The following is a 19,997-nucleotide window of genomic DNA, read 5'->3' as shown; positions in this document are numbered from 1 at the left end:
GGGAATGGAAAACGGGCGCGAAGATCGCGCCCGTTCTCGTTTGCCGCAGGGGCTTACTTCTGCAGGTCGGTCCAGATCGCGGTGTAGAGATCCTGAACCTCTTTCGGGCAGGAGGAGGTGAACTTGCCGGCCGCCTTCAGCTCCTCCGGGACAACGATCTCGGGGGCGGATTTCATTTCATCCGGCATGTATTCCTCGGACCCGTCGATCCCGTTCGCGTAGCGCGCGAAGGAAGAGATCAGGGCGGCGTTCTCGGGATCCATGATGAAGTTCACGAAAAGCTTTGCGTTTTCAACGTTCTGCGCATCCTTCAGCACGGCAACGTTGTCCATCCAGACGATGTAGCCTTCCTTCGGGTAGCCATAGGCCACGTCAGGGTTGTTCAGACGCGCCCGGAAGGTGGAGCCGTTCCAGTTGACCGAGGCCATGACGTCGCCGTTCGACATCTTCTCGGTCATGCCGTAATCCATTGACATCCAATCGGATTTTGCCTCGACCAGCTTGTCGCGGACCTGGCGCAGCAGCTCCTTGTCGTTGGTGCAGGGCTCACCGCCCATATACATCACCGACAGGTTCATGATGTCCTGCATCTCGGGCACGACGTTGACCTTGCCCTTCAGTTCCTCCGGCGTGTCGAGCCAGATGGCAGAGGTGTTGATGTCGCCGTCATAGGCGGTCTTGTTCACCGCGACGCCGGTCGTGCCCCATTGCCACGGCACCGTGTATTCGCGGCCCGGATCCCAATCGACGTTCTTCCAAACCTCTGAAATATTGCCGTAATTTTCCATCTCGGGGATGCCCGGCTTCATCAGCAGGTCCTTGCCCACATAGATCTGGACATAGGAATGAGTGGGCACGACGATGTCGAAGCCATGGCCGCCAGCCTCGATCTTGGACAGCGCGGTGGTGTTGCTGTCGAAGTCGGTGATGGTCACGTCGACATCGTATTCTTCCTCGAATTTCTCGATCAGCTCGGGGTTGGTGTAGTTCCCCCAATTGTAGATATTGAGCGACCCTTCGGCCTGGGCGAGACCCGCGAGGGCCATCGTCAGCGCGGTGCCGGTGAGCAGAATTTTCATGGATTTACTCCCTGGTTTTAACGCCGTCGAAACGGCATCGGTTTAGCGTCGGTATCACGTCGGTATTACGTCGGTGCGGCCGACCGGTCAGTGGGGCGGGTTAGTCCCGCTTTCTTGTCAGTAAGAAGAATGCGGTCAGCAGCAGCACCGTCAAGACCAGCAACGCGGTCGAGATCGCGTTGACCTCGGGCGTGACGGCGCGGCGCAGCTGGCCGAGCATGTAGGTGGGCAACGTGTCCTGGCCCGCGGATTTCACGAACTCGGTGATGATGACATCGTCGAGCGAAATCACGAAGGACAGCATGGCGCCGGCGGCGATGCCGGGGGCCAGAAGGGGCAGGGTGACACGGCGGAAGGTCTGGAACGGCGTCGCGTAAAGGTCCGCGGCGGCACGTTCCAGGGTCAGGTCCATCCCTTCCAATCGGGCGCGGATCGGCAGGTAGGCAAAGGGCACGCAAAACGCCGCATGGGCGATGATCAGGTAGAGCAGCCCGGTATAGCCGGTCGCCACCTTGATGCCCGCGAAGAAGATCAGAAGCGCCACGGCGGTGACGATTTCGGGCACCATCAGCGGCTGGTTGATCATCACGTAGATCAGCGTCTGTCCCTTGAAGGACGGCCGCCGCGTGGTGCCGAGCGCGGCCAGCGTTGCCAGAACGGAGGCGATCAGCGCCGCCGACACCGCGATGACGAGCGACCGGATCGTGGCCTGCTGCACGAACTCGTTTTCCCAGGCAATGGCATACCAGCGCAGGGAAAATCCGCCCCAGAGCGCGACGGAATCCGACGCGTTGAAGGAATAGATCACCATGGTCACAATCGGCACGTAGAGCAGCACGAAGGCGGCGATGGCGACGGTGGCAAAGCCCGGCATCCGGGTGATTGAGAACTTGCGATCACGCATCGCGCCGCTCCGATCCCGAGGTGACGCGCACATAGGCGAGCAGCGCCACCAGCACGATCACCAGCAGCAGCATCGACAGCGCCGCGCCAAGCGGCCAGTTCCGGCCCTGGCCGAATTGCAATTCGATGAAATTCCCAACCATCATGTTCTTGCCGCCGCCCAGAATGCGCGGCGTCACATAGGCCCCCAGCGAAGGCACGAAGACCAGAATGGAACCCGCGACGATGCCCGGCCGCGTGATCGGCAGAATGATCCGGCGCAGCACCTGCCAGCGCGAGGCATAGAGGTCATAGCTGGCCTCGATCAGGCGGAAATCGAACCGGTCGATGGCGGCGAAAAGCGGCAGAACCATGAGCGGCAGGTAGACGTAAGCCATGCCGATCAGCACCGCATTGTCGGTGTAAAGGATCTGCAAGGGCTGGTCGATGACCCCGAGCCATAGCAGGAAAGAGTTCAGAAGTCCCTGATTTCGCAGCACTTCCAGGATCGCGAAGGTGCGGATCAAAAGGTTGGTCCAGAACGGTATGGTGATCAGGAACAGCCAGGCGGGCCGCCGGTTGGGCGGCTGCGTGGCGATGAACCAGGCCATCGGAAAGCCGATCAGGAAGGTTATGAGCGTGGTCAGCAGCGAAAGCTTCACCGACCGCCAGAAGATCGTCAGATGCGCATCCGCCATCGACACGGTGCCGTCGAAGATATCGCGTTCAAAGAAGACGCGGAACCAGGCTTCTGTCGTGAAATTCCAGACCACGCCCGAGAAATCGCCGGGTTCGAGGAAGGCATAGATGAAGACGATCAGAAGCGGCCCCGCCGCGCCGAAGGCCAGAAGGATCAGCGCGGGGATCGAAAGCAGCCAGCCGTCGCGGGCATGTTTCGGCATCGCCATGGCTCAATCCTCCTGCAGGATCTGGACCGCGCCCTGAACCGGCGCGATGCGCAGGGTTTCGCCCTCTTGCAGGCCGGTTTCGCCAGAGGGCGGGCTTTGCAGCCGGGCCACGATTTCAGAGCCGTCGGCAAGCGCCAGGTGACAATGCGTGTCGGTGCCGAAATAGACGGTCTGTTTCAGCTTGGCGGTGATCGGCCCGTCGGGCGCGATGCGGATCTGTTCGGGGCGGATCGCGAGCGTCACTTCTCCGCTGCCCGTTGCATCGGGCAGGGGGAGCGTTTCGCCGGTGGCGAGGGTGACCTGACCGTTGGCCAGCTGCCCCTTGAGGAAGTTCGTCTCGCCGATGAAGTCCGCCACGAAACGGTTGACCGGGGCATTGTAGATGTCGCGCGGACCGCCGACCTGAAGCAGCTTGCCCGATTTCATCACGCCGATCCGGTCGGACATGGTGAGCGCCTCTTCCTGGTCGTGGGTGACGAAAACGAAAGTGATTCCGGTTTTTGTCTGAAGGCGCTTGAGTTCCAGCTGCATCTCCTTGCGGAGCTTGAGGTCGAGGGCGGAGAGCGGCTCGTCCAGCAGCAGAACCTCGGGGGCCGGGGCCAGAGCGCGGGCCAGGGCGACGCGCTGTTGCTGGCCGCCGGACAACATGGCTGGCTTGCGTTCGGCCATTTGTTCCATCTGAACAAGGGCCAGCATCTCTTTGACGCGATTGTCGATTTCTGCGTTGGGCCGGCCCAGCATCTCGAGCCCGAAGGCGATGTTGCGGGCGACGGTCAGGTGCGGGAAAAGCGCGTAGCTCTGGAACACGGTATTCACGCGCCGTTCGTTCGGCGGAATGTGGGTGATGTCCTTGCCCGAGAGCAGGATTTGCCCAGATGTCGGTGTTTCGAATCCTGCGATCAGGCGCAGCAGGGTAGTCTTGCCGCAGCCGGAGGGGCCGAGAAGGGTAAAGAACTCCCCCTTCCGGATCGAGATCGACACCTCGTCCAGCGCTTTCACGGCGGTCGATCCGGTCCCGTAATGTCTGGCGGCCGCGATGGCCTCGACTGCTGTTTCCTGTGTCACGCAAGTCCCTCCTGCCCCCTGACTAAAGCGGATGGCGGACGAGGCTGCAAGCGGGATGCCTTTCCTTTCCGAAAACATAAATTCGAAATGCACAGGCTTTGGACATGGGGCTGACGCTACGGGAGGCACGGCGATTTGGAGGTGGACGAGGTGATTTTCGAGGGGGAGCTCTGGCGCGGGTCGGTGCTGGGATTGGTTGGCATAAATAATCGTTTTTAATGCCGTGTAGCTGTTTCAGTTGAGAATTTGGAGTAAAAATAATCACAAAAGTGAAAGTATCGTACGGAGAAAGTGAGCGCTATTTTGGGTAGGATATGCTTGGGCGCGCGATCTTTTGGCGACCAGACGTCCGCCCCGCTGCTGTTCTTTCGTCTCTGTCAACGGCCGACAACAGGCAGGCCGCTGGGGACCTTCTCGGGGATGCCCAGGCGCTCGGCGCGGTCCTCGAGCGTGCCGAGGAACGCCAGAATCGCGGCGATCTCTGTCTCCCTCAGTGGATTGGGCGCGAGGCTGTTCGCGGCGGCAATGGCGTCTAGATCGGCGGGCGTGTCGAGGATACGGGTATCCTCCGCCCCTGGCAGATCGGGCAAGATGGCCTCGTCGATCTGGTAGCGATGCAGAGCGCCAACGGGGTCGAGATGGTGCCGGATCACACCCTCGAGTGTCCGATAGGCGCCGGAATGGCCGTAAGGCGCGGTGAGCGTCACGTTGCGCAGCGAAGGTGTGCGGAAGGCATAGGCGTCCGTCAGGTCGCCGGTCACCTTCATCCGGCCCTCGTCACGGGCATGGGGTTCGAAGCGGGCGGCCTTGCCCGGTCCGAATTGCGGCATCGCGATCGCGTGGAACGCGTGGTCGGTCTGCAGCCATCCAGAATGACAGGTGGCGCATCCGGCCTCGCCGTAGAAGAGATCCTGGCCGGTCCGGGCGTCCTCCGGCAGGGCAATTTCGCCCCGCATGGCGCGGTCGAAGGGGGCATCGACGGCACGCCATTCGAAGGTGATGAAATCGGCGATGACGTTGGCGATGGCGGTGAAGGAAATCGGCTCTCCCGGTAAGGCTTTGTCAAACCTATCCCTGTATTCCGGGATCGCGGCGACACGGGCCGCGATCTTGTCCCATGCGCCTCCGGGTTGGCTGAGCAGACCCTGGCGGACGGCACGGCTGACCTCGTTCTCCGAGTAATGGCCGGCCATCTCGTCACCAGAGAGGACGGGGAACATCGCCTGGGCGGCCAGCGGGCTGTCGAAACCGAGTGTCATATCGGCGCCAAGCGGGGTGCGGATGCCATTTGGCTGGGTCGGGTCCAGCTCCAGCCGCCCGTCGTGGAAGAAGCGGGTGAATTCGCTGGCGCCGAGGTTCCACAGGCCGGGGGCGTTGCGGGGAATGCGCTCCTCTGGCGGGTTGTCGGGGTCCACGACGCGTTCGGGGCCAAGACCCAGGCCACCATCGCCGATGGCGAGGGACACGCCGTCGGACGTGCCGAAATCCGGGTGGTGACAGGTGGCGCAGCTGACCGCCTGGTTGCCCGACAAGATCGGGTCGTAGAAGAGGAGCCAGCCAAGCTCGACCCGGTTGGGGTCTGTTTCGGGGAAGGTGGGGCGCGGACCGAGGTCCTGTGCCGCCAGAGGGATGGCGGTTGCAGCGAGGAGGGCGAGGGCGGTCAGGAATGCGTCGGTGCGGAGTCTTGATTTGCGCGGCGCTGCCGGAACCACGTCAATGGTTTCGCCTCGTTCGTAGGCTACGGCGGGGCTGGATGCGGCGACTTGTGCGGATTGCGTCGCGACGTCGAGAGGCAGGCTGTCGCCGGCCAGTGTCTCGGAACAGGTGGCCCCTAGCGGATTGGATCGCTTGTCGGCGCGGGGCGCGCTGGGGAGGCCGTCAACGAAGGTCATTCTGGCCTCAGGATATCGAGGTGCAGTACCTGGCGATAGGGCGCTTCGGGTGTGGCGATGACAGAGGGAAAGCTGCCGTGGTTCACCGCGTCCGGGTAACCCGACGGTTCAAGGCAGACGGCATCGAAAGGTGCGAAGGGGGCTCCGAGCCCCTGGCCGGTATAGACCTGAAGCCCTGGCTGGTCGCTGCGCAGATGGAGGCGCAGGCCGTCTGGGGCGGTCAGGGTGACCCGCGGCTCGGTCATCGGGTCGAAAATGTAGTAATCGTCGAGCGGTGCGGTGAGCGGGGCGGCTTCGCGGAAATCGGTCGCGTCGGTCACGGCGATGCGGTCGCCGGTCGAGATCTGTTGCGGATCGAGGGCAAGGGTGCGCGAGGCGGGCAGATGCAGGCGATGGGCGCGAATGCCGGGCTGACCGAGCGTGTAGTAATTGTGCTGCGCGAGGCTGATCGGGGTCGGCTGGCCGGGACGGGCGCAGAAATCGTAGGTCAGGCGCGGGGCGGTGAGCCGGACGGTGAGCGTGACATCGACCGGTCCGGGATAGCCGCCTTCGCCATCGCCGGCATGCAGGACGAAGCGGGCCATGGTCGCGGTGACGACCTGGATGTCCCAGGGCCGGGACCAGAAGCCGTGCGGCCCGCCATGGAGCTGATTGGGCCCCTCGTTCGCCTGTAGCAGGTGGGGCCAGCCGCCCAGTGTGAAGGCCGCGCCGCCGACGCGGTTGGCGACGGGGCCGACGATCGCGCCCATGAAATACGGGTCGGTCAGGTAGGCCGCCGGATCGTCATAACCCAGGATCAGGGGGCGGTCGCCCAGCCACCAGCCCTGGGTGATCGCGCCGTGATCGAGCAGCGCGACGCGCATGTCCCCGTCCTGAAGGAGGACGCGCTGCATCTCAGCCCAGTCCGGAGAGGAGCGGGTAGAGCGCGCGGTAGCGTTGGTAGGCGTCCTCGTAGGCACCGCGCAGTGCAGGATCGGGAGCGATGATTTCGGCCGCTTCGGGGGCGGTCATGACATCATTCGGATCAGCTCCGTCGGCTGCACAGATGGCAAGCCGCGCGGCCCCCATGGCGGCGCCCAGTTCGGACCCCTTGGGCAGCGACAGCGGCAGGTCCAGCACGCTGGCCAGCGTCGTCAGCCAGAAACGCGACCGCGCGCCGCCGCCAGTGGCGAGCAGCGTGTCGAACCGTGCGCCAGTGCCCTTGAGCGCGAGCAGGCTGTCGCGAAGGGCGAAGGCCACGCCCTCCATCACCGCGCGGGTGAGGTCGGTGCGGTCAGAGGACACGTCGAGCCCGATGAAGGCGCCGCGAATGGCGCTGTCGTTATGCGGGGTCCGTTCGCCCGAAAGGTAGGGCAGGAAGGTCAGCGCGGACGGGCCGGTGGCCGCGTCGGGCAGGGCGCGGGCAAGCTCTGACGGGCTTTGGCCGAGGTTGCGGGACAGCCAGTTCAGGCTGTCGGTCGCGGCCAGGATCACGCCCATCTGGTACCAGCGATCGGGCACGGCGTGGCAGAAGCTGTGCACGGCAGAGGCCGGGTCGGGGCTGTAGCTGTCGCGCCCCGCCATCAAGACGCCGGAGGTGCCGAGAGAGGCGAAACCGGTGCCTTCGCCCAGGCAGCCCGACCCGCAGGCGGCGGCGGCATTGTCGCCCGCGCCACCCGCGACGGTGACGGTCTGCGACAGACCCCAGGCTTCGGCCAGGGCAGGGCGGAGCGTGCCGCCGGGCGCGCTGCCCTCGACCAGCGACGGCATCTGGTCACGCCGCATGCCGCCGGCCTCGAGCGCGGCGTCGGACCAGTCCCGCGCGCCGACGTCCAGCCACGCGGTGCCGGCGCTGTCGGAGAAATCTGAGATATGCTCTCCGGTCAGCCAGAGGCGCAGATAATCCTTGGGCAGCAGGACCTTGGCGACCTTTTCGAAGAGGTCGGGTTCATGTTTGCGGACCCAGGCGAGCTTGGGTGCGGTGAAGCCGGGGAAGACGATATTGCCGGTGATCTCGCGGATGCCGGGTGTCGCATCCAGCGCGGCGGCCTCGGCGGTGGAGCGGGTGTCGTTCCACAGGATGCAGGGGCGCAGCACCCGGTCGCCCGCATCCAGCAGGATGGCGCCGTGCATGTGACCCGACAGGCCGATGCCGCGAAGGCGGGCGAAGGCGTCGGGCACGTGGCGGCGCAGGGCGGCGACGGCGGTTTCGCAGGAGGTCACCCAGGCGGCCGGGTCCTGTTCGGACCAGCCGGGATAGGGATGGGCGAGGTCAAAGCTGGCCTCGGCCTCGCCCTGAACGATGCCCGCCTCGTCCACGAGGATGGCGCGGAGGCCGGAGGTGCCGAGGTCCAGTCCCAGATACATGGCGTCCCCCTCAGACGAAACGGTTGACGTAGTTTTCGAGGATCTCCTGCCGGCCGGAGCGCGGTTCGGGGTTGATCCCTTCGGACAGGACACGGGCGGCGATGGAGCCGAGGTCGCTGTTCAGCATCTGCTGTGCCGCGTCGCTCTGCCATCCGGCGTAGCGGTCGGCCAGCGCGGTTTCCAGCCCGCCATCCTCGACCATCGCGGCGGCGGCCTTGAGGCCCCGGGCGCAGATATCCATGCCGCCGACATGGGCGGCGATCAGGTCCTGCGGGTCCAGCGACTGGCGGCGCAGCTTGGCGTCGAAATTGGTGCCGCCGGTGGTGAAGCCGCCGGATTTCAGGATGTGGTAATAGGCCAGTGCGACCTCGGGCGTGTTGTTGGGGAATTGATCGGTGTCCCAGCCCGACTGGTAATCGTTACGGTTCATGTCGATCGAGCCCAGCATCCCCTCGGACGCGGCAAGCGCCAGTTCGTGTTCGAAGGAATGGCCGGCGAGGATCGCGTGGCCCTGTTCGATGTTCAGCTTCACCTCGCTTTCCAGCCCGTACTTGCGCAGGAAGCCGATGCAGGTGGCGACGTCGAAATCATATTGATGCTTCGACGGTTCCTGCGGTTTCGGTTCGACGAGGATCTGGCCCTTGAAGCCGATCTTGTGCTTGTAATCGACGACCATCGACAGGAAGCGGCCCATATGGTCGAGTTCCTGCCCGAGATCGGTGTTCAGCAGTGTCTCGTAGCCTTCGCGCCCGCCCCAGAGCACGTAGTTCCGCCCGCCGAGCTTGTGCGTCGCGTCCAGGCAACCCTTCACGGTGGCGGCAGAAAAGGCGAAGACATCCGGGTCGGGATTGGTCGAGGCGCCTGACATCCAGCGGCGATGCGCGAACATGTTTGCGGTGCCCCAGAGCAGCCCGGTATCGGAGCCCTGCATCTTCTCGCCGATATAATCGGTGATCTCCTCGAGTGTGCGCAGGTTGTCAGCGTAATTGCCCTGTTCGGGACGGATATCGGCGTCATGCCAGCAGAAGAAGGGCGCGCCGAGCAGGTCGAACATCTCGAACGCGACATCGGCCTTCAGTTTCGCCCGGCCCATGTCGTCCTGCGGGTGCCAGGGCCGGATGAAGGTCTGGCCGCCGAACGGGTCGCCGCCTTCCCAGGCGAAGGAATGCCAGTAGGCGACGGCGAACCGCAGGTGATCCTCCATCCGCTTGCCCATGACCATCTCGTCGGGGTTGTAGTGGCGGAAGGCCAGCGGGTTGGTGCTGTCGGGACCCTCGTAGGCGATCTTGTCGATACCGTCGAAAAATCCTGTGCTCATTGTGCTCGTTCCTTGGCTGGTCAGGGGCAGGGCGCCCCGGCGGGGCCGGGACGGTGCGGGAGAATTGAAGTGTGCCGGCGGTCAGGCCGCGGAGGCACCGGGCATCTTGCCCAGGATGATCATGGACAGCAGGTCATCGTCGGTCACATCGGGGATGTTCACCGTGCCGACCAGCTGGCCGTTCTTCATGACGGAGGCGCGGTCGCACAGCTCCATCACCGAATGCACGTCGTGGTCGATGAGGAAGATGCCGATGCCCTGCGCCTTGAGCTGCTGGATCAGTTCCGCCACCATCTGCGTCTCGTGCGGGCCGAGCGCGGCGGTGGGTTCGTCCATGATCAGGATGCGGGCGTTGAAATAGACCGCGCGCGCAATGGCCACGGATTGCCGCTGTCCACCCGACAGGGCGGAGACGGGTTCGTGGAATTTCTGGAAGTTGGGGTTCAGCTGACCCATGATCTTGCGGCACTCGGCCTCCATCGCGGCGTCGTCGACCAGCCCCATGGGAGTGACCAGTTCGCGTCCGAGGAAGAGGTTCGAGGTCGCGTCGAGGTTATCGGCCAGGGCCAGCGTCTGGTAGATCGTCTCGATATTGTTGGCGCGGGCATCGCGGGGATTGGTGATCTCGACCGGTTTGCCGTCGATCAGGATCTCGCCGGTGCCCTGGTAGGCGCCCGAGAGGACCTTGATCAGCGTCGACTTGCCGGCGCCGTTATGGCCCAGCAGGCCGACGACTTCGCCGGGGTAGAGGTCGACGCTGACATGGTCGACCGCCTTGACGCCGCCGAAGGCAACGGAGATGTCGCGCATCTGGACCAGTGGGGTTCCGCTTCTGTCGACCATTGTCATGCTCCCACTTTCTTGCGGTAGAGGATGTCGATCAGCACGGCCAGCACCAGCACCGCGCCCACCACGATGTTCTGGAACGGCGCATCGACGCCGACCATGGCCATGCCCGATTGCAGCGCCTGCATGATGAGCGCCCCCAGCACCGCGCCGTAGATCGTGCCCAACCCGCCCGACAGCGCCGTGCCGCCGATGACCGCAGCCGCGATCACGCGCAATTCGTCCAGGGTGCCGATGTCGTTGGAATGGTTGGCGAGGCGGGCAGAGGCGACCACCGCCGACAGTGTGCAGAGGAAGCCCATCAGGGCAAAGACCTTCACGGTCAGCTTGCGGGTGTTGATGCCCGACAGTTCCGCCGCGTCCGGGTTGCCGCCGGTGGCGAAGATGTAGCGCCCGAATCGGGTGCGCCGTGCAACGACGGTCAGCACTATGGCCACCGCGATCAGGATCAGCACCGAGAAGGGCACGCCGTAACCCATGGTCAGGCCTTCGGGCATGACCTCTCCGCGGGCTTCGAACATGCGCTCCAGCCGGCGGGAGGGGATTTCATAAGCGTTCAGGATGGCGACGAAGCCCAGGATCGCGGCGGCGAAAATCGCCGACAGCACGCCCTGTGCCCAGAGCGGTTTGACCACGAAGCCGTGGCGCGCGCGGGCCTGCCGCGAGGTCCAGAGCACCCAGAGCGCGGCGATGGTCAGCACTACGCCCAGCACCCAGGACCAGGTTTCGCCCAGCGTGCCGTTGATGCCGCCGAGACGGCGGAAATTCTCGTCAAGCGGGCCGATGGTCTGGCCGCCGGTCAGGTACCAGGCCACGTTGCGCCAGACGAGGAACCCGCCCAGCGTCACGATGAAAGCGGGGATCGTCAGGTAGCCGATCAGCAAGCCCTGGAAGGCGCCGATGATCGTGCCGGCCAGCAGCCCGACAAGGATCGTGATGATCCAGGTGGCGGGGTGGTTGAGGCCGAAATCCAGCATGTAGGGCAGGATCTGCGTCTGGGTCATCGCCATGATGGCCGAACAGGTGGCCAGCAGCGCGCCGACGGACAGGTCGATATGGCGGGTGACGATCACAAAGACCATGCCGCAGGCCATGATGGCCACCGAAACCGTCTGGATCGTCAGGTTGAAGATGTTCCGCGGCGTCAGGAAACGGCCGTCGGTGAAGAGGTCGAAACCGATGCAGAGCAGGACGAACGCACCGATCATGCCCAGCAGGCGCATGTCGAGTTCAAGCTTCTGCAGCCAGTTGCGGCTGGCCTGCGCGGGCAGGCCCTGGGATGTCGGGTGGGCCAAGGGAACCTCCGATCGGGGTGGCGGAGCGCGGCGGCGTGGGGCCGTCCGCGCTCCGGGTCTTTGGGTGTGGTCTTAGTTACAGGGCGCCGGGCCGTCGGTGACGCCCTGGCACAGCGCCTCGACGGTGATCCAGCCGGCATCGGTGACGGTGGTCAGGTTGTCGGCGGTGACCGGGATCGGTTCGAGGAACTTGGCGGTCAGCTCGGTCCCGGCGGGCGAGGTCCATTCGACCGCGCCTTCGACATCGGACATCGACGCGCCACCGGCCAGCGCCACGGCGATCTCGCCTGCCGCCTTGCCCAGTTCACGGGCGTCCTTCCAGACCGAAACGGTCTGGGTGCCCTTGGCGACGCGGTTCAGCGCGGCGTGGTCGCCGTCCTGGCCCGAGACGGGGATGCCATCCATGCCCTGCGCGGTCAGCGCCGCGACGACGCCGCCGGCGGTGCCGTCGTTGGAGGCCACGACCGCGTCGACATTGTTGTCGTTGGCGGTCAGGATCTGTTCCATGTTGCGCTGTGCGTTGGCGGGCAGCCAGCCGTCGGTATAGGCCTCGTCCACGATGGTGATGTCACCGGCATCGATGGCCGCCTGCAGCACTTCCTGCTGGCCGCCGCGCAGGAAATCCGCGTTCGGGTCGGTGGGGGAGCCCTTGATCATCACGTAATTGCCCGTGGGCTGCTGTTCCAGCACGGCACGCGCCTGCATCCGGCCGACCTCGACGTTGTCGAAGGTCAGGTAGAAGGTCGTGCTGTCCTCGATCAGGCGGTCATAGGCGACGACGGGAATGCCTTCGTCATAGGCGGCCTGCACGGCGGGCCCGATGGACTGGCTGTCCTGGGCCAGGATGATCAGCGCGTCGACGCCCTGGGCGATCAGGCTTTCGATGTCGGACAGCTGCTTGCTGGACGAGGATTGCGCGTCGGCCGAGATGTATTCGGCGCCGGCCGCGTCGAGGGCGGCAACGATCGCGGCCTCGTCGGTCTTCCAGCGTTCTTCCTGGAAATTCGACCAGCTCACGCCGATGGTCTGGGCATAGGCCCCGGTCCCCAGCAGCACGGCAAGTGCAGTGGTTGCGAAGAGTTTCATGGTGTTCCTCCCGTTATGTCGGTGTCGGGGCGCGGTCGACTCCTCATCGATTCTGCGCTGACGCCTCAGTGTTACACAATTATTTCACCGAGAAAATTAAATTTTCTTCAGCGAGTAAAAAATGCTAATGTGCGGTTCGGGAGTTGGAGGAGACAGGGACATGACCACGGAGTTCGCGCCGCCGGGGCCACTGGACGCGCGGGATGCGACGCGCCTGCGGGTGTTGCAATGCATCCGGTCGGCAGGGGCCATTTCGCGCACCGATATCGCCCAGGCGCTGGACAGCAGCCCGGCCACCGTGACCTCGGCCTGCGTGGCGCTGCTGGAGGCGGGGCTGATCCGCGAGGAACAGCGCCCACCTTCGGAAAACGTGCAGCGGGGGCGGCCCCGGGTGATGTTGCAGATCAACGGGGATGCGCTGGCCGTGGCCGGGATGAAGGTCGCCCGCGACGCGATCCTGGTGATGATCGCCGATTTCAAGGGCGACGAGATCGGCACCTATGTCTCGCCGCTGGCGCAGTCGCGGATGTCGCCCGACCAGCTGGTGCAGGAGGTGCGCCGAGCACTGGACGCGGCCTGCGCCGCGCTGGACATGTCGCCGGACCAGATCGCGGGCCTGTCGCTGGGCATGCCGGGTTTCGTCAATGGCGAGTCGAGCTTCATGCATTGGTCGTCCTCGGTCACCGAACGCAACGTGAATTTCGCGCCGCTCTTCCGCCGTGACCTGCCGTGTCCGACCTTCCTGGACAATGACGCGAACCTCGTGGCCAAGGCGGAGCACCTGTTCGGGGCGGGGAAGGGGCTGCGCAACTTCCTGGTGGTGACGATCGAACATGGCGTCGGCATGGGGATCGTTCTGAACGGCGAGCTGTACCGAGGCGAGCGCGGCTGCGGGGCAGAGTTCGGCCATATGAAGGTGCAGTTCGGCGGCGCGTTGTGCCAATGCGGCCAGCGTGGCTGTCTCGAGGCCTATGTCGGGGATTACGCCATGGTGCGTGATGCCTTCACCGGGCGGCAGGTGGATGCGGCCAAGACGATCCAGGACATCCTGGATGCCGCGCGGGGTGGGGATACCTTGGCGCAGGAGGTGCTGGACCGGGCCTCGCAGATCCTCGGCGTGGCGCTGGCAAACCTCGTGAACCTTTTCGATCCGGAGCACATCGTGCTGGCCCGGTCGCGGCCGCCCTTCGATCATCCCTATTCCGAAACATTGCTGAACGCGCTGCGCCAGAACACGGTGCAGGTGGACGCGCCGCTGCCCGAGATCACGGTGCGCAACCTGAACGAAATGATGTGGGCCAAGGGGGCGACGGCCCACGGGATCGAGATGGTGACGCTCCTGAAACTGCGCGGGGAAGGAGCGGAGGATGCGGCGTAGCGCGCTGATCCTCGCCTCCTGCGCGTCCGTAGTGCTGGCTGGTCCTTTGCTGGCCGATCCGGTCCAGCCTGTCTTCGCGCCGGTCGAGATCGCCAACCACGTTTATGACGGCGGGTGGGAGCATTTCGTCGGCGGCGGCGTGGCGGCTTTCGACTGCGATGGCGATGCGCGGCCCGAGCTTTACGCGGCGGGCGGGGCCAATCCCGCGACGCTGTTCCGCAACCGATCGGGCGAAGGCGTGGCCTTTGCCGCCGACACGCCCGGGGCGCTGGCGCTGACCGGTGTGACCGGGGCCTATCCGCTGGATATCGACGGGGACGGCTGGCAGGACCTCGCGATCCTGCGGGTCGGGTCGGACCTGTTGCTGCGCGGCCTTCCGGATTGCGGCTTCGCACCGTTCGAGGGGCTGGGCTTCACCTCGGACGATCACTGGACCACGGCGTTTTCCGCGACCTGGGAGGCGGGGCAGAGCCTGCCGACCCTGGCCTTCGGCACCTATGTCGACCGCAGCGATCCCGACGGGCCGTTCGAGGCTTGCGATGCCACGCTGCTCTACCGTCCCGAAGGCGAGCGTTACGGCCCGCCCGAGCGGCTGGAGCCGGGGTTCTGCGCGCTGTCGATGCTGTTTTCCGACTGGCAGCGGGTGGGGCGGGCCGATCTGCGTGTCTCAAACGACCGTCACTATTACGTCCGGGGCGGGCAGGAGCAGCTGTGGCGGATGGATGAAACCCCTCGGCTTTATTCCGAGGCGGAGGGCTGGCTGCCCTATGCGCTGTGGGGCATGGGGATCGCCTCGCGCGATGTGACGGGGGACGGGTTTTCCGATGTCTACCTGACCTCGATGGGCGATCAGAAATTCCAGGTCTTCGATCCGGCCGCCGGGGGGCCGACCTGGCGGGATGCGACCTATGACCGGGGCACCACGGCGCATCGCCCGCATCTGGGCAGCGATGGCCGCCCCTCGACCGGGTGGCACGCGGCCTTTGGCGATGTGAACAACGACGGGCGCGACGATATTTTCGTGGCCAAGGGCAATGTCGAACAGATGCCGGTTGCCGCGATGGAAGACCCGAATTCGCTGCTGCTGCAATTGGTCGACGGGCGGTTCGCCGAAAGCTCCGGTCCCGCCGGTGTCGCGTCGGTGGCGCGGTCGCGGGGTGCTGCGCTGATGGATTTCGACCTGGACGGGCGGCTGGACCTGGCGGTGGTGAACCGCCGGGCCGCGATGGAGGTGCATGAGAACGTGACGGAGGGCGGGCATTGGCTGCTGGTCGACGTGACCCAGCCCGCGCCCAATCCCGATGCGGTCGGCGCCTTCATCGAGCTCGAGGCCGGCGGCGCGATCCAGACGCGGGAGATCACCGTGGGCGGCGGCCATGCCGGGGGGCAGGCGGGCTGGCAGCATTTCGGACTGGGTGCCGCAGAGGCCGGTCGGTTGCGGGTGATCTGGCCCGATGGCACGGCCTCTGACTGGCGGGACGTGGTGGCGGATGACCGGGTGGTGGTGACGCGCTAGCGGGCTGTCGAGGCAGCGCGCTTTCATCGAAACGTCGCAAAAGTTTCACTGTCGGCCTCGCCATATTTCATATATCCATGAAATATGGAAATAGAGACTCACGATACCCTGGCCGTGCTTGGCCATCCGCACCGGCTGGACCTGTTCCGGCTGCTGATGCGCCGCTATCCCGACCGGGTTCCGGCCGGCGAACTGGCGGCGAGCCTTGGCATCAAGGCCAGCACCATGTCCACTTACCTGGCCGCGCTGCAGCGCGTCGGGCTGGTGGCGCAGGAGCGGGCTGGGACATCGCTTCTCTACTCCATCGACATGGCAAACGTGCGACAGGTCTTCGGTTACCTGTTCGCCGATTGCTGCCGGGGTCGTCCCGACCTTTGTCTGCCCTTTGATACAGGACCTGTTCCCATGCCCGTTCCCACGAAAGACAGAAAGTACAATGTGCTGTTCATCTGCACCGGGAATTCCGCCCGGTCGATCTTTGCCGAAACCCTGCTGCGCGACATGGCAGGGGATCGCTTCACCGTGTTCTCCGCTGGCACAAAACCCTATTCGGAGCTGAACCCCTTCGCGCTCAAGGTGTTGCGGGACAAGGGGCACGATACCTCGGCCCTGCGGGCGAAGAACGTGAGCGAGTTCTCAGGCCCCGATGCGCCGGGGCTGGATTTCGTCTTTACCGTCTGCAACCAGGCCGCGAACGAGGATTGCCCGGCCTGGGAAGGCCAGCCCATCAGCGGCCATTGGGGCATGCCCGACCCGGTCAAGGTCACGGGCACGGATGCGGAAAAGAGCCTGGCGTTCCAGCATGCCTACGGCGCGCTGAAACACCGGATCGAGGCCTTCACCGCGCTGCCCGTGGAAAGCCTGGACCGCATCGCCCTGCAATCCGCCGTCGACGAGATCGGCCGCCTGAGAAACGAGGAAACCGCATGACCACCTATGCAGTGAACGGCCTGGGCCGGATCGGCAAGCTTGCCCTGCGGCCGCTGCTGGAGCGCGGCGCCAAGATCGCCTGGATCAACGATGCCACCGGCGATGCCGCGATGCATGCGCATCTGCTGGAGTTCGACACGGTGCATGGCCGCTGGCCCGCGACTTTTGCCGCGGATGAGGACAGCGTGACAATCGACGGCACGCGCATCCCCTTCATCGGCACGAAGGACCTGTCGGCCCTGCCGCTGGAGGGCGTGGACGTGGTGATCGACTGCACCGGCGCCTTCAAGACCGAAGCGAAGCTCGCCCCCTATTTCGACGCGGGGGTGAAAAAGGTCGTCGTCTCGGCCCCCGTCAAGGACGGGCCGACGGCGAACATCGTGATGGGCGTGAACGACGCGACCTATGAACCGGCAGAGCACCGGATCGTCACCGCCGCGTCCTGCACGACCAATTGCCTGGCGCCTGTGGTCAAGGTGATCCACGAGGGGTTGGGGATCCGGCATGGGTCGATGACCACGATCCACGATGTGACCAACACCCAGACCATCGTGGACCGCCCCGCCAAGGACCTGCGCCGCGCGCGATCCGCGCTGAATTCGCTGATCCCGACGACGACAGGGTCGGCCACCGCGATCACGCTGATCTACCCCGAGCTGAAGGGGCGGCTGAATGGCCATGCCGTGCGGGTACCGCTGCTGAACGCTTCGCTGACCGACTGCGTCTTCGAGGTGGAGCGGGAGACCAGCGTGGAAGAGGTCAACGCGCTTTTCAAGGCCGCCGCAGTCGGCCCGTTGCAGGGCATCCTGGGCTACGAGGAACGGCCGCTCGTCTCGGCCGATTACACCAACGATGTGCGGTCCTCGATCGTCGATGCGCCCTCGACCATGGTGGTGAACGGGACGCAGGTGAAGGTCTATGCCTGGTATGACAACGAGATGGGCTATGCGCATCGGCTGGTGGACGTGGCGCTGATGGTCGGGGACAGCCTTGCATGAGGGGTTCCAAGCCAGCAGGCACCTGTCCCGCCGGGTCTCTCGCAATCACCGGAGCCGCAAAGTGACCTCCCGCCCCGAAGGCCTGTCCGCCTATATCGCCGTCACCGCCGCCTACTGGGCCTTCATGCTGACCGATGGCGCGCTCAGGATGCTGGTGCTGCTGCATTTCCACACGCTGGGCTTTTCGCCGGTGCAGCTGGCCTATCTTTTCGTGCTGTATGAGATCGCGGGGATGGTCACGAACCTGGCCGCGGGCTGGATCGCGGCGCGGTTCGGCCTGACCTCGACCCTTTACGCGGGGCTCGGGATACAGGTGGTCGCTCTGCTCGCGCTGACGCAGCTGGACCCGGGCTGGGCCATCTGGGCGTCGGTCGCCTTTGTCATGTGCGTGCAGGGCGCGTCGGGCGTGGCCAAGGACCTGGCCAAGATGTCGTCCAAGTCCGCGGTCAAGCTGCTGGCCCCGTCCGAGGGCGGGGGCCTGTTTCGCTGGGTCGCGGTGCTGACCGGATCGAAAAACGCGGTGAAGGGCGTCGGTTTCCTGCTGGGGGCGGCGCTGCTGGCCACGCTGGGCTTTACCTGGGCGGTGCTGGCCATGGCAATCGTGCTGGCGGCGATCCTGGTGGCCGTGGCCGTGCTGATGCCCGCCGGGCTGCCCCGGGGCCGCAAGGGCGCGAAGTTTTCCGAGGTCTTCTCGAAATCCGCCAATGTGAACTGGCTGTCGGCGGCGCGGGTGTTCCTGTTCGGCGCGCGGGACGTGTGGTTCGTCGTCGGCATCCCGATCTATTTCTACGCGGTGCTGTCGGACGGCACCGAAGAGGGCAACCGCGCGGCGTTCTTCATGATCGGCACCTTCATGGCGCTGTGGATCATCCTGAACGGGGCCGTGCAGGCCAGCGCACCGCGCATCCTGCGCGCCGCTCGCCGGCCCGAGGCCGACCTGATCCGCGCTGCCCGTGGCTGGGCCGCTGCGCTATTCATCGTGCCCGCCGCGCTGACGCTGGCGGTCTGGCTGGCGCCGGGGCCCGAGACCTGGCTGACCGTGACGCTGGTGGCGGGGCTGCTGGCCTTCGGGGCGATCTTCGCGGTGAATTCCTCGCTTCATTCCTACCTGATCCTCGCCTTCACGCGGTCTGAACGCGTGACGATGGATGTGGGGTTTTACTACATGGCCAATGCGGGCGGGCGCCTCATCGGCACGCTTCTGTCGGGCCTGACCTACCAGATCGGCGGATTGGCCCTTGTGCTTGGCACCGCGGCGGTGATGGTGGCGCTGGCCGCCCTGACCTCGGGCCGGCTGAGCGCACAGACAGACGAGGCCCCGGCATGAGCACATTCGAACGTTTCCTGACCCTCTGGGTCGCCCTGGCGATGATCGCGGGGATCGGCCTTGGCGTGGCCGCGCCGGGCCTCGTGCAGGCCGTGGCGGGGGCCGAGGTGGCCTCGATCAACCTGGTCGTCGCGGTCCTGATCTGGGCGATGGTCTATCCGATGATGGTGAATGTCGATTTCGGCGCCGTGGCGGGCGTGGCGCGCCAGCCCAAGGGGCTGATCGTGACGCTGATCGTCAACTGGCTGATCAAGCCCTTCACCATGGCGCTGTTGGCCGTGTTGTTCTTCGATTATGTCTTTGCGCCCCTGATCTCGCCCGAGGATGCCGCCCAATACACCGCCGGGCTGATCCTGCTGGGGGCCGCGCCCTGCACGGCGATGGTCTTTGTCTGGTCGCAACTGACCCGGGGCGACGCGACTTACACGCTGGTGCAGGTCTCGGTGAACGACCTGATCATGGTCGTGGCCTTTGCCCCCATCGTGGCCTTCCTGCTGGGTGTGACCGATATCGCCGTCCCGTGGGAGACACTGGTGCTGGCCACGGTGCTTTATGTCGTGCTGCCGCTGGTGGCGGGGCTGATCACCCGGCGGCTGCTGGGCAGCGAAGCCGCGATCGAGGCGTTTTCGGCCCGGATCAAGCCCTTGTCGATGATCGGCCTGATCGCGACCGTGGCGATCCTCTTCGGGTTGCAGGGCGAGGTGATCCTGGCCCGGCCCATGGTCATCGCCCTGATCGCCGTGCCGATCCTGATCCAGAGCTACGGCATCTTCGCGCTGGCCTACGGCGCGGCCTTCGCCCTGCGCGTCCCGCACCGCATCGCCGCCCCCTGTGCGATGATCGGCACGTCGAATTTCTTCGAACTGGCGGTGGCCGTGGCGATCAGCCTCTTCGGTCTGAATTCCGGCGCCGCGCTGGCCACGGTGGTCGGCGTGCTGGTCGAGGTGCCGGTGATGCTGTCGCTTGTGGCCTTCGCCAACCGTACGCGGAACCGGTTCGCCGAGGGCTGAGGCGCGGGAGGCCGTTTTGCGTCCATGGTGAGTGAGCCGTGGACGCGCGGCCATCACAGATGATCGGACGGACAGTCGAGACGGCTAACCTGATCGGCAACGATCCGGGCCGGTTGTATAG

At 65.3% G+C, this 19,997-nt stretch carries 17 protein-coding genes; 6 read left to right on the top strand and 11 right to left on the bottom strand.

Features of this window, described 5'->3' with window-relative positions; translation table 11 throughout:
- Positions 1-53 precede the first annotated feature (53 nt).
- The 11 genes from ATO9_RS11990 to xylF form a co-directional block, all read right to left on the bottom strand.
- Entirely contained in the window at positions 54-1,079 is a 1,026-nt protein-coding gene (locus tag ATO9_RS11990) for an extracellular solute-binding protein (protein WP_043749140.1), read from the bottom strand.
- Positions 1,080-1,179: 100 nt separating this feature from the next.
- Positions 1,180-1,983, bottom strand: coding sequence for an ABC transporter permease (locus ATO9_RS11985; RefSeq protein WP_043749137.1), 804 nt, complete (start codon positions 1,981-1,983; stop codon positions 1,180-1,182).
- Positions 1,976-2,869, bottom strand: coding sequence for an ABC transporter permease (locus ATO9_RS11980; protein ID WP_043749134.1), 894 nt, complete (start codon positions 2,867-2,869; stop codon positions 1,976-1,978). The genes ATO9_RS11985 and ATO9_RS11980 overlap by 8 nt, the downstream gene beginning before the upstream one ends.
- A 3-nt stretch (positions 2,870-2,872) precedes the next feature.
- Positions 2,873-3,934 carry an ABC transporter ATP-binding protein gene (locus ATO9_RS11975; protein WP_043749133.1) on the bottom strand — a complete coding sequence of 354 codons (1,062 nt, stop codon included), beginning with the start codon at positions 3,932-3,934 and terminating at the stop codon, positions 2,873-2,875.
- A gap of 377 nt (positions 3,935-4,311) precedes the next feature.
- Positions 4,312-5,826 carry a cytochrome-c peroxidase gene (locus tag ATO9_RS11970; protein WP_081979550.1) on the bottom strand — a complete coding sequence of 505 codons (1,515 nt, stop codon included), beginning with the start codon at positions 5,824-5,826 and terminating at the stop codon, positions 4,312-4,314.
- Positions 5,823-6,719: an aldose epimerase family protein gene (locus tag ATO9_RS11965; protein ID WP_043749131.1), complete on the bottom strand. Its 897-nt coding sequence runs from the start codon at positions 6,717-6,719 to the stop codon at positions 5,823-5,825. The genes ATO9_RS11970 and ATO9_RS11965 overlap by 4 nt, the downstream gene beginning before the upstream one ends.
- Position 6,720: 1 nt before the next feature.
- Positions 6,721-8,172: a xylulokinase gene (xylB, locus tag ATO9_RS11960; protein ID WP_043749127.1), complete on the bottom strand. Its 1,452-nt coding sequence runs from the start codon at positions 8,170-8,172 to the stop codon at positions 6,721-6,723.
- Between the two features lie 10 nt (positions 8,173-8,182).
- A complete protein-coding gene (gene xylA, locus ATO9_RS11955; protein ID WP_043749125.1) occupies positions 8,183-9,490 on the bottom strand; it encodes a xylose isomerase in 1,308 nt (435 codons plus the stop codon).
- Positions 9,491-9,571: 81 nt separating this feature from the next.
- Complete coding sequence (locus ATO9_RS11950) at positions 9,572-10,339, bottom strand: ATP-binding cassette domain-containing protein (protein ID WP_043749120.1); 768 nt, start codon at positions 10,337-10,339, stop codon at positions 9,572-9,574.
- Positions 10,336-11,631 carry a sugar ABC transporter permease gene (locus ATO9_RS11945; protein WP_043749117.1) on the bottom strand — a complete coding sequence of 432 codons (1,296 nt, stop codon included), beginning with the start codon at positions 11,629-11,631 and terminating at the stop codon, positions 10,336-10,338. Before ATO9_RS11945 ends, ATO9_RS11950 begins: the two co-directional genes overlap by 4 nt.
- A 72-nt stretch (positions 11,632-11,703) precedes the next feature.
- Positions 11,704-12,717, bottom strand: coding sequence for a D-xylose ABC transporter substrate-binding protein (gene xylF / locus ATO9_RS11940; protein WP_043749115.1), 1,014 nt, complete (start codon positions 12,715-12,717; stop codon positions 11,704-11,706).
- Between the two features lie 160 nt (positions 12,718-12,877).
- On the opposite strand from xylF, the gene ATO9_RS11935 reads away from it, so the two are divergent.
- From ATO9_RS11935 to arsB, 6 genes are all read left to right on the top strand, one after another.
- Positions 12,878-14,095 (top strand): ROK family transcriptional regulator, encoded by a 1,218-nt coding sequence (locus tag ATO9_RS11935; protein ID WP_043749113.1) that lies wholly within the window; start codon positions 12,878-12,880, stop codon positions 14,093-14,095.
- Complete coding sequence (locus ATO9_RS11930; RefSeq protein WP_043749110.1) at positions 14,085-15,611, top strand: CRTAC1 family protein; 1,527 nt, start codon at positions 14,085-14,087, stop codon at positions 15,609-15,611. The genes ATO9_RS11935 and ATO9_RS11930 overlap by 11 nt, the downstream gene beginning before the upstream one ends.
- An 84-nt stretch (positions 15,612-15,695) precedes the next feature.
- Positions 15,696-16,541 carry an arsenate reductase/protein-tyrosine-phosphatase family protein gene (locus ATO9_RS11925; protein ID WP_043749108.1) on the top strand — a complete coding sequence of 282 codons (846 nt, stop codon included), beginning with the start codon at positions 15,696-15,698 and terminating at the stop codon, positions 16,539-16,541.
- Positions 16,538-17,539 carry an ArsJ-associated glyceraldehyde-3-phosphate dehydrogenase gene (locus ATO9_RS11920; protein ID WP_043749106.1) on the top strand — a complete coding sequence of 334 codons (1,002 nt, stop codon included), beginning with the start codon at positions 16,538-16,540 and terminating at the stop codon, positions 17,537-17,539. The genes ATO9_RS11925 and ATO9_RS11920 overlap by 4 nt, the downstream gene beginning before the upstream one ends.
- Positions 17,540-17,600: 61 nt before the next feature.
- Positions 17,601-18,866, top strand: coding sequence for an organoarsenical effux MFS transporter ArsJ (gene arsJ, locus ATO9_RS11915; protein ID WP_043749103.1), 1,266 nt, complete (start codon positions 17,601-17,603; stop codon positions 18,864-18,866).
- The gene (gene arsB, locus ATO9_RS11910) at positions 18,863-19,876 is read left to right on the top strand and encodes an ACR3 family arsenite efflux transporter (protein ID WP_043749100.1); all 1,014 of its coding nucleotides are present in this window, start codon (positions 18,863-18,865) and stop codon (positions 19,874-19,876) included. The genes arsJ and arsB overlap by 4 nt, the downstream gene beginning before the upstream one ends.
- Positions 19,877-19,997 lie beyond the last annotated feature (121 nt).

Source organism: Pseudooceanicola atlanticus (assembly GCF_000768315.1).
Lineage (GTDB): Bacteria > Pseudomonadota > Alphaproteobacteria > Rhodobacterales > Rhodobacteraceae > Pseudooceanicola > Pseudooceanicola atlanticus.
This window is presented reverse-complemented; position numbering and strand designations above follow the sequence as displayed.

Excerpts from the sequence above, each read along its gene's own strand:
- ATO9_RS11990 (WP_043749140.1), bottom strand. The coding sequence starts at position 1,079 with ATGAAAATTCTGCTCACCGGCACCGCGCTGACGATGGCCCTCGCGGGT.
- ATO9_RS11985 (WP_043749137.1), bottom strand. The coding sequence starts at position 1,983 with ATGCGTGATCGCAAGTTCTCAATCACCCGGATGCCGGGCTTTGCCACC.
- ATO9_RS11980 (WP_043749134.1), bottom strand. The coding sequence starts at position 2,869 with ATGGCGATGCCGAAACATGCCCGCGACGGCTGGCTGCTTTCGATCCCC.
- ATO9_RS11970 (WP_081979550.1), bottom strand. The coding sequence starts at position 5,826 with ATGACCTTCGTTGACGGCCTCCCCAGCGCGCCCCGCGCCGACAAGCGA.
- ATO9_RS11965 (WP_043749131.1), bottom strand. The coding sequence starts at position 6,719 with ATGCAGCGCGTCCTCCTTCAGGACGGGGACATGCGCGTCGCGCTGCTC.
- xylB (WP_043749127.1), bottom strand. The coding sequence starts at position 8,172 with ATGTATCTGGGACTGGACCTCGGCACCTCCGGCCTCCGCGCCATCCTC.
- xylA (WP_043749125.1), bottom strand. The coding sequence starts at position 9,490 with ATGAGCACAGGATTTTTCGACGGTATCGACAAGATCGCCTACGAGGGT.
- ATO9_RS11950 (WP_043749120.1), bottom strand. The coding sequence starts at position 10,339 with ATGACAATGGTCGACAGAAGCGGAACCCCACTGGTCCAGATGCGCGAC.
- xylF (WP_043749115.1), bottom strand. The coding sequence starts at position 12,717 with ATGAAACTCTTCGCAACCACTGCACTTGCCGTGCTGCTGGGGACCGGG.
- ATO9_RS11935 (WP_043749113.1), top strand. The coding sequence starts at position 12,878 with ATGACCACGGAGTTCGCGCCGCCGGGGCCACTGGACGCGCGGGATGCG.
- ATO9_RS11930 (WP_043749110.1), top strand. The coding sequence starts at position 14,085 with ATGCGGCGTAGCGCGCTGATCCTCGCCTCCTGCGCGTCCGTAGTGCTG.
- ATO9_RS11925 (WP_043749108.1), top strand. The coding sequence starts at position 15,696 with ATGGAAATAGAGACTCACGATACCCTGGCCGTGCTTGGCCATCCGCAC.
- ATO9_RS11920 (WP_043749106.1), top strand. The coding sequence starts at position 16,538 with ATGACCACCTATGCAGTGAACGGCCTGGGCCGGATCGGCAAGCTTGCC.
- arsB (WP_043749100.1), top strand. The coding sequence starts at position 18,863 with ATGAGCACATTCGAACGTTTCCTGACCCTCTGGGTCGCCCTGGCGATG.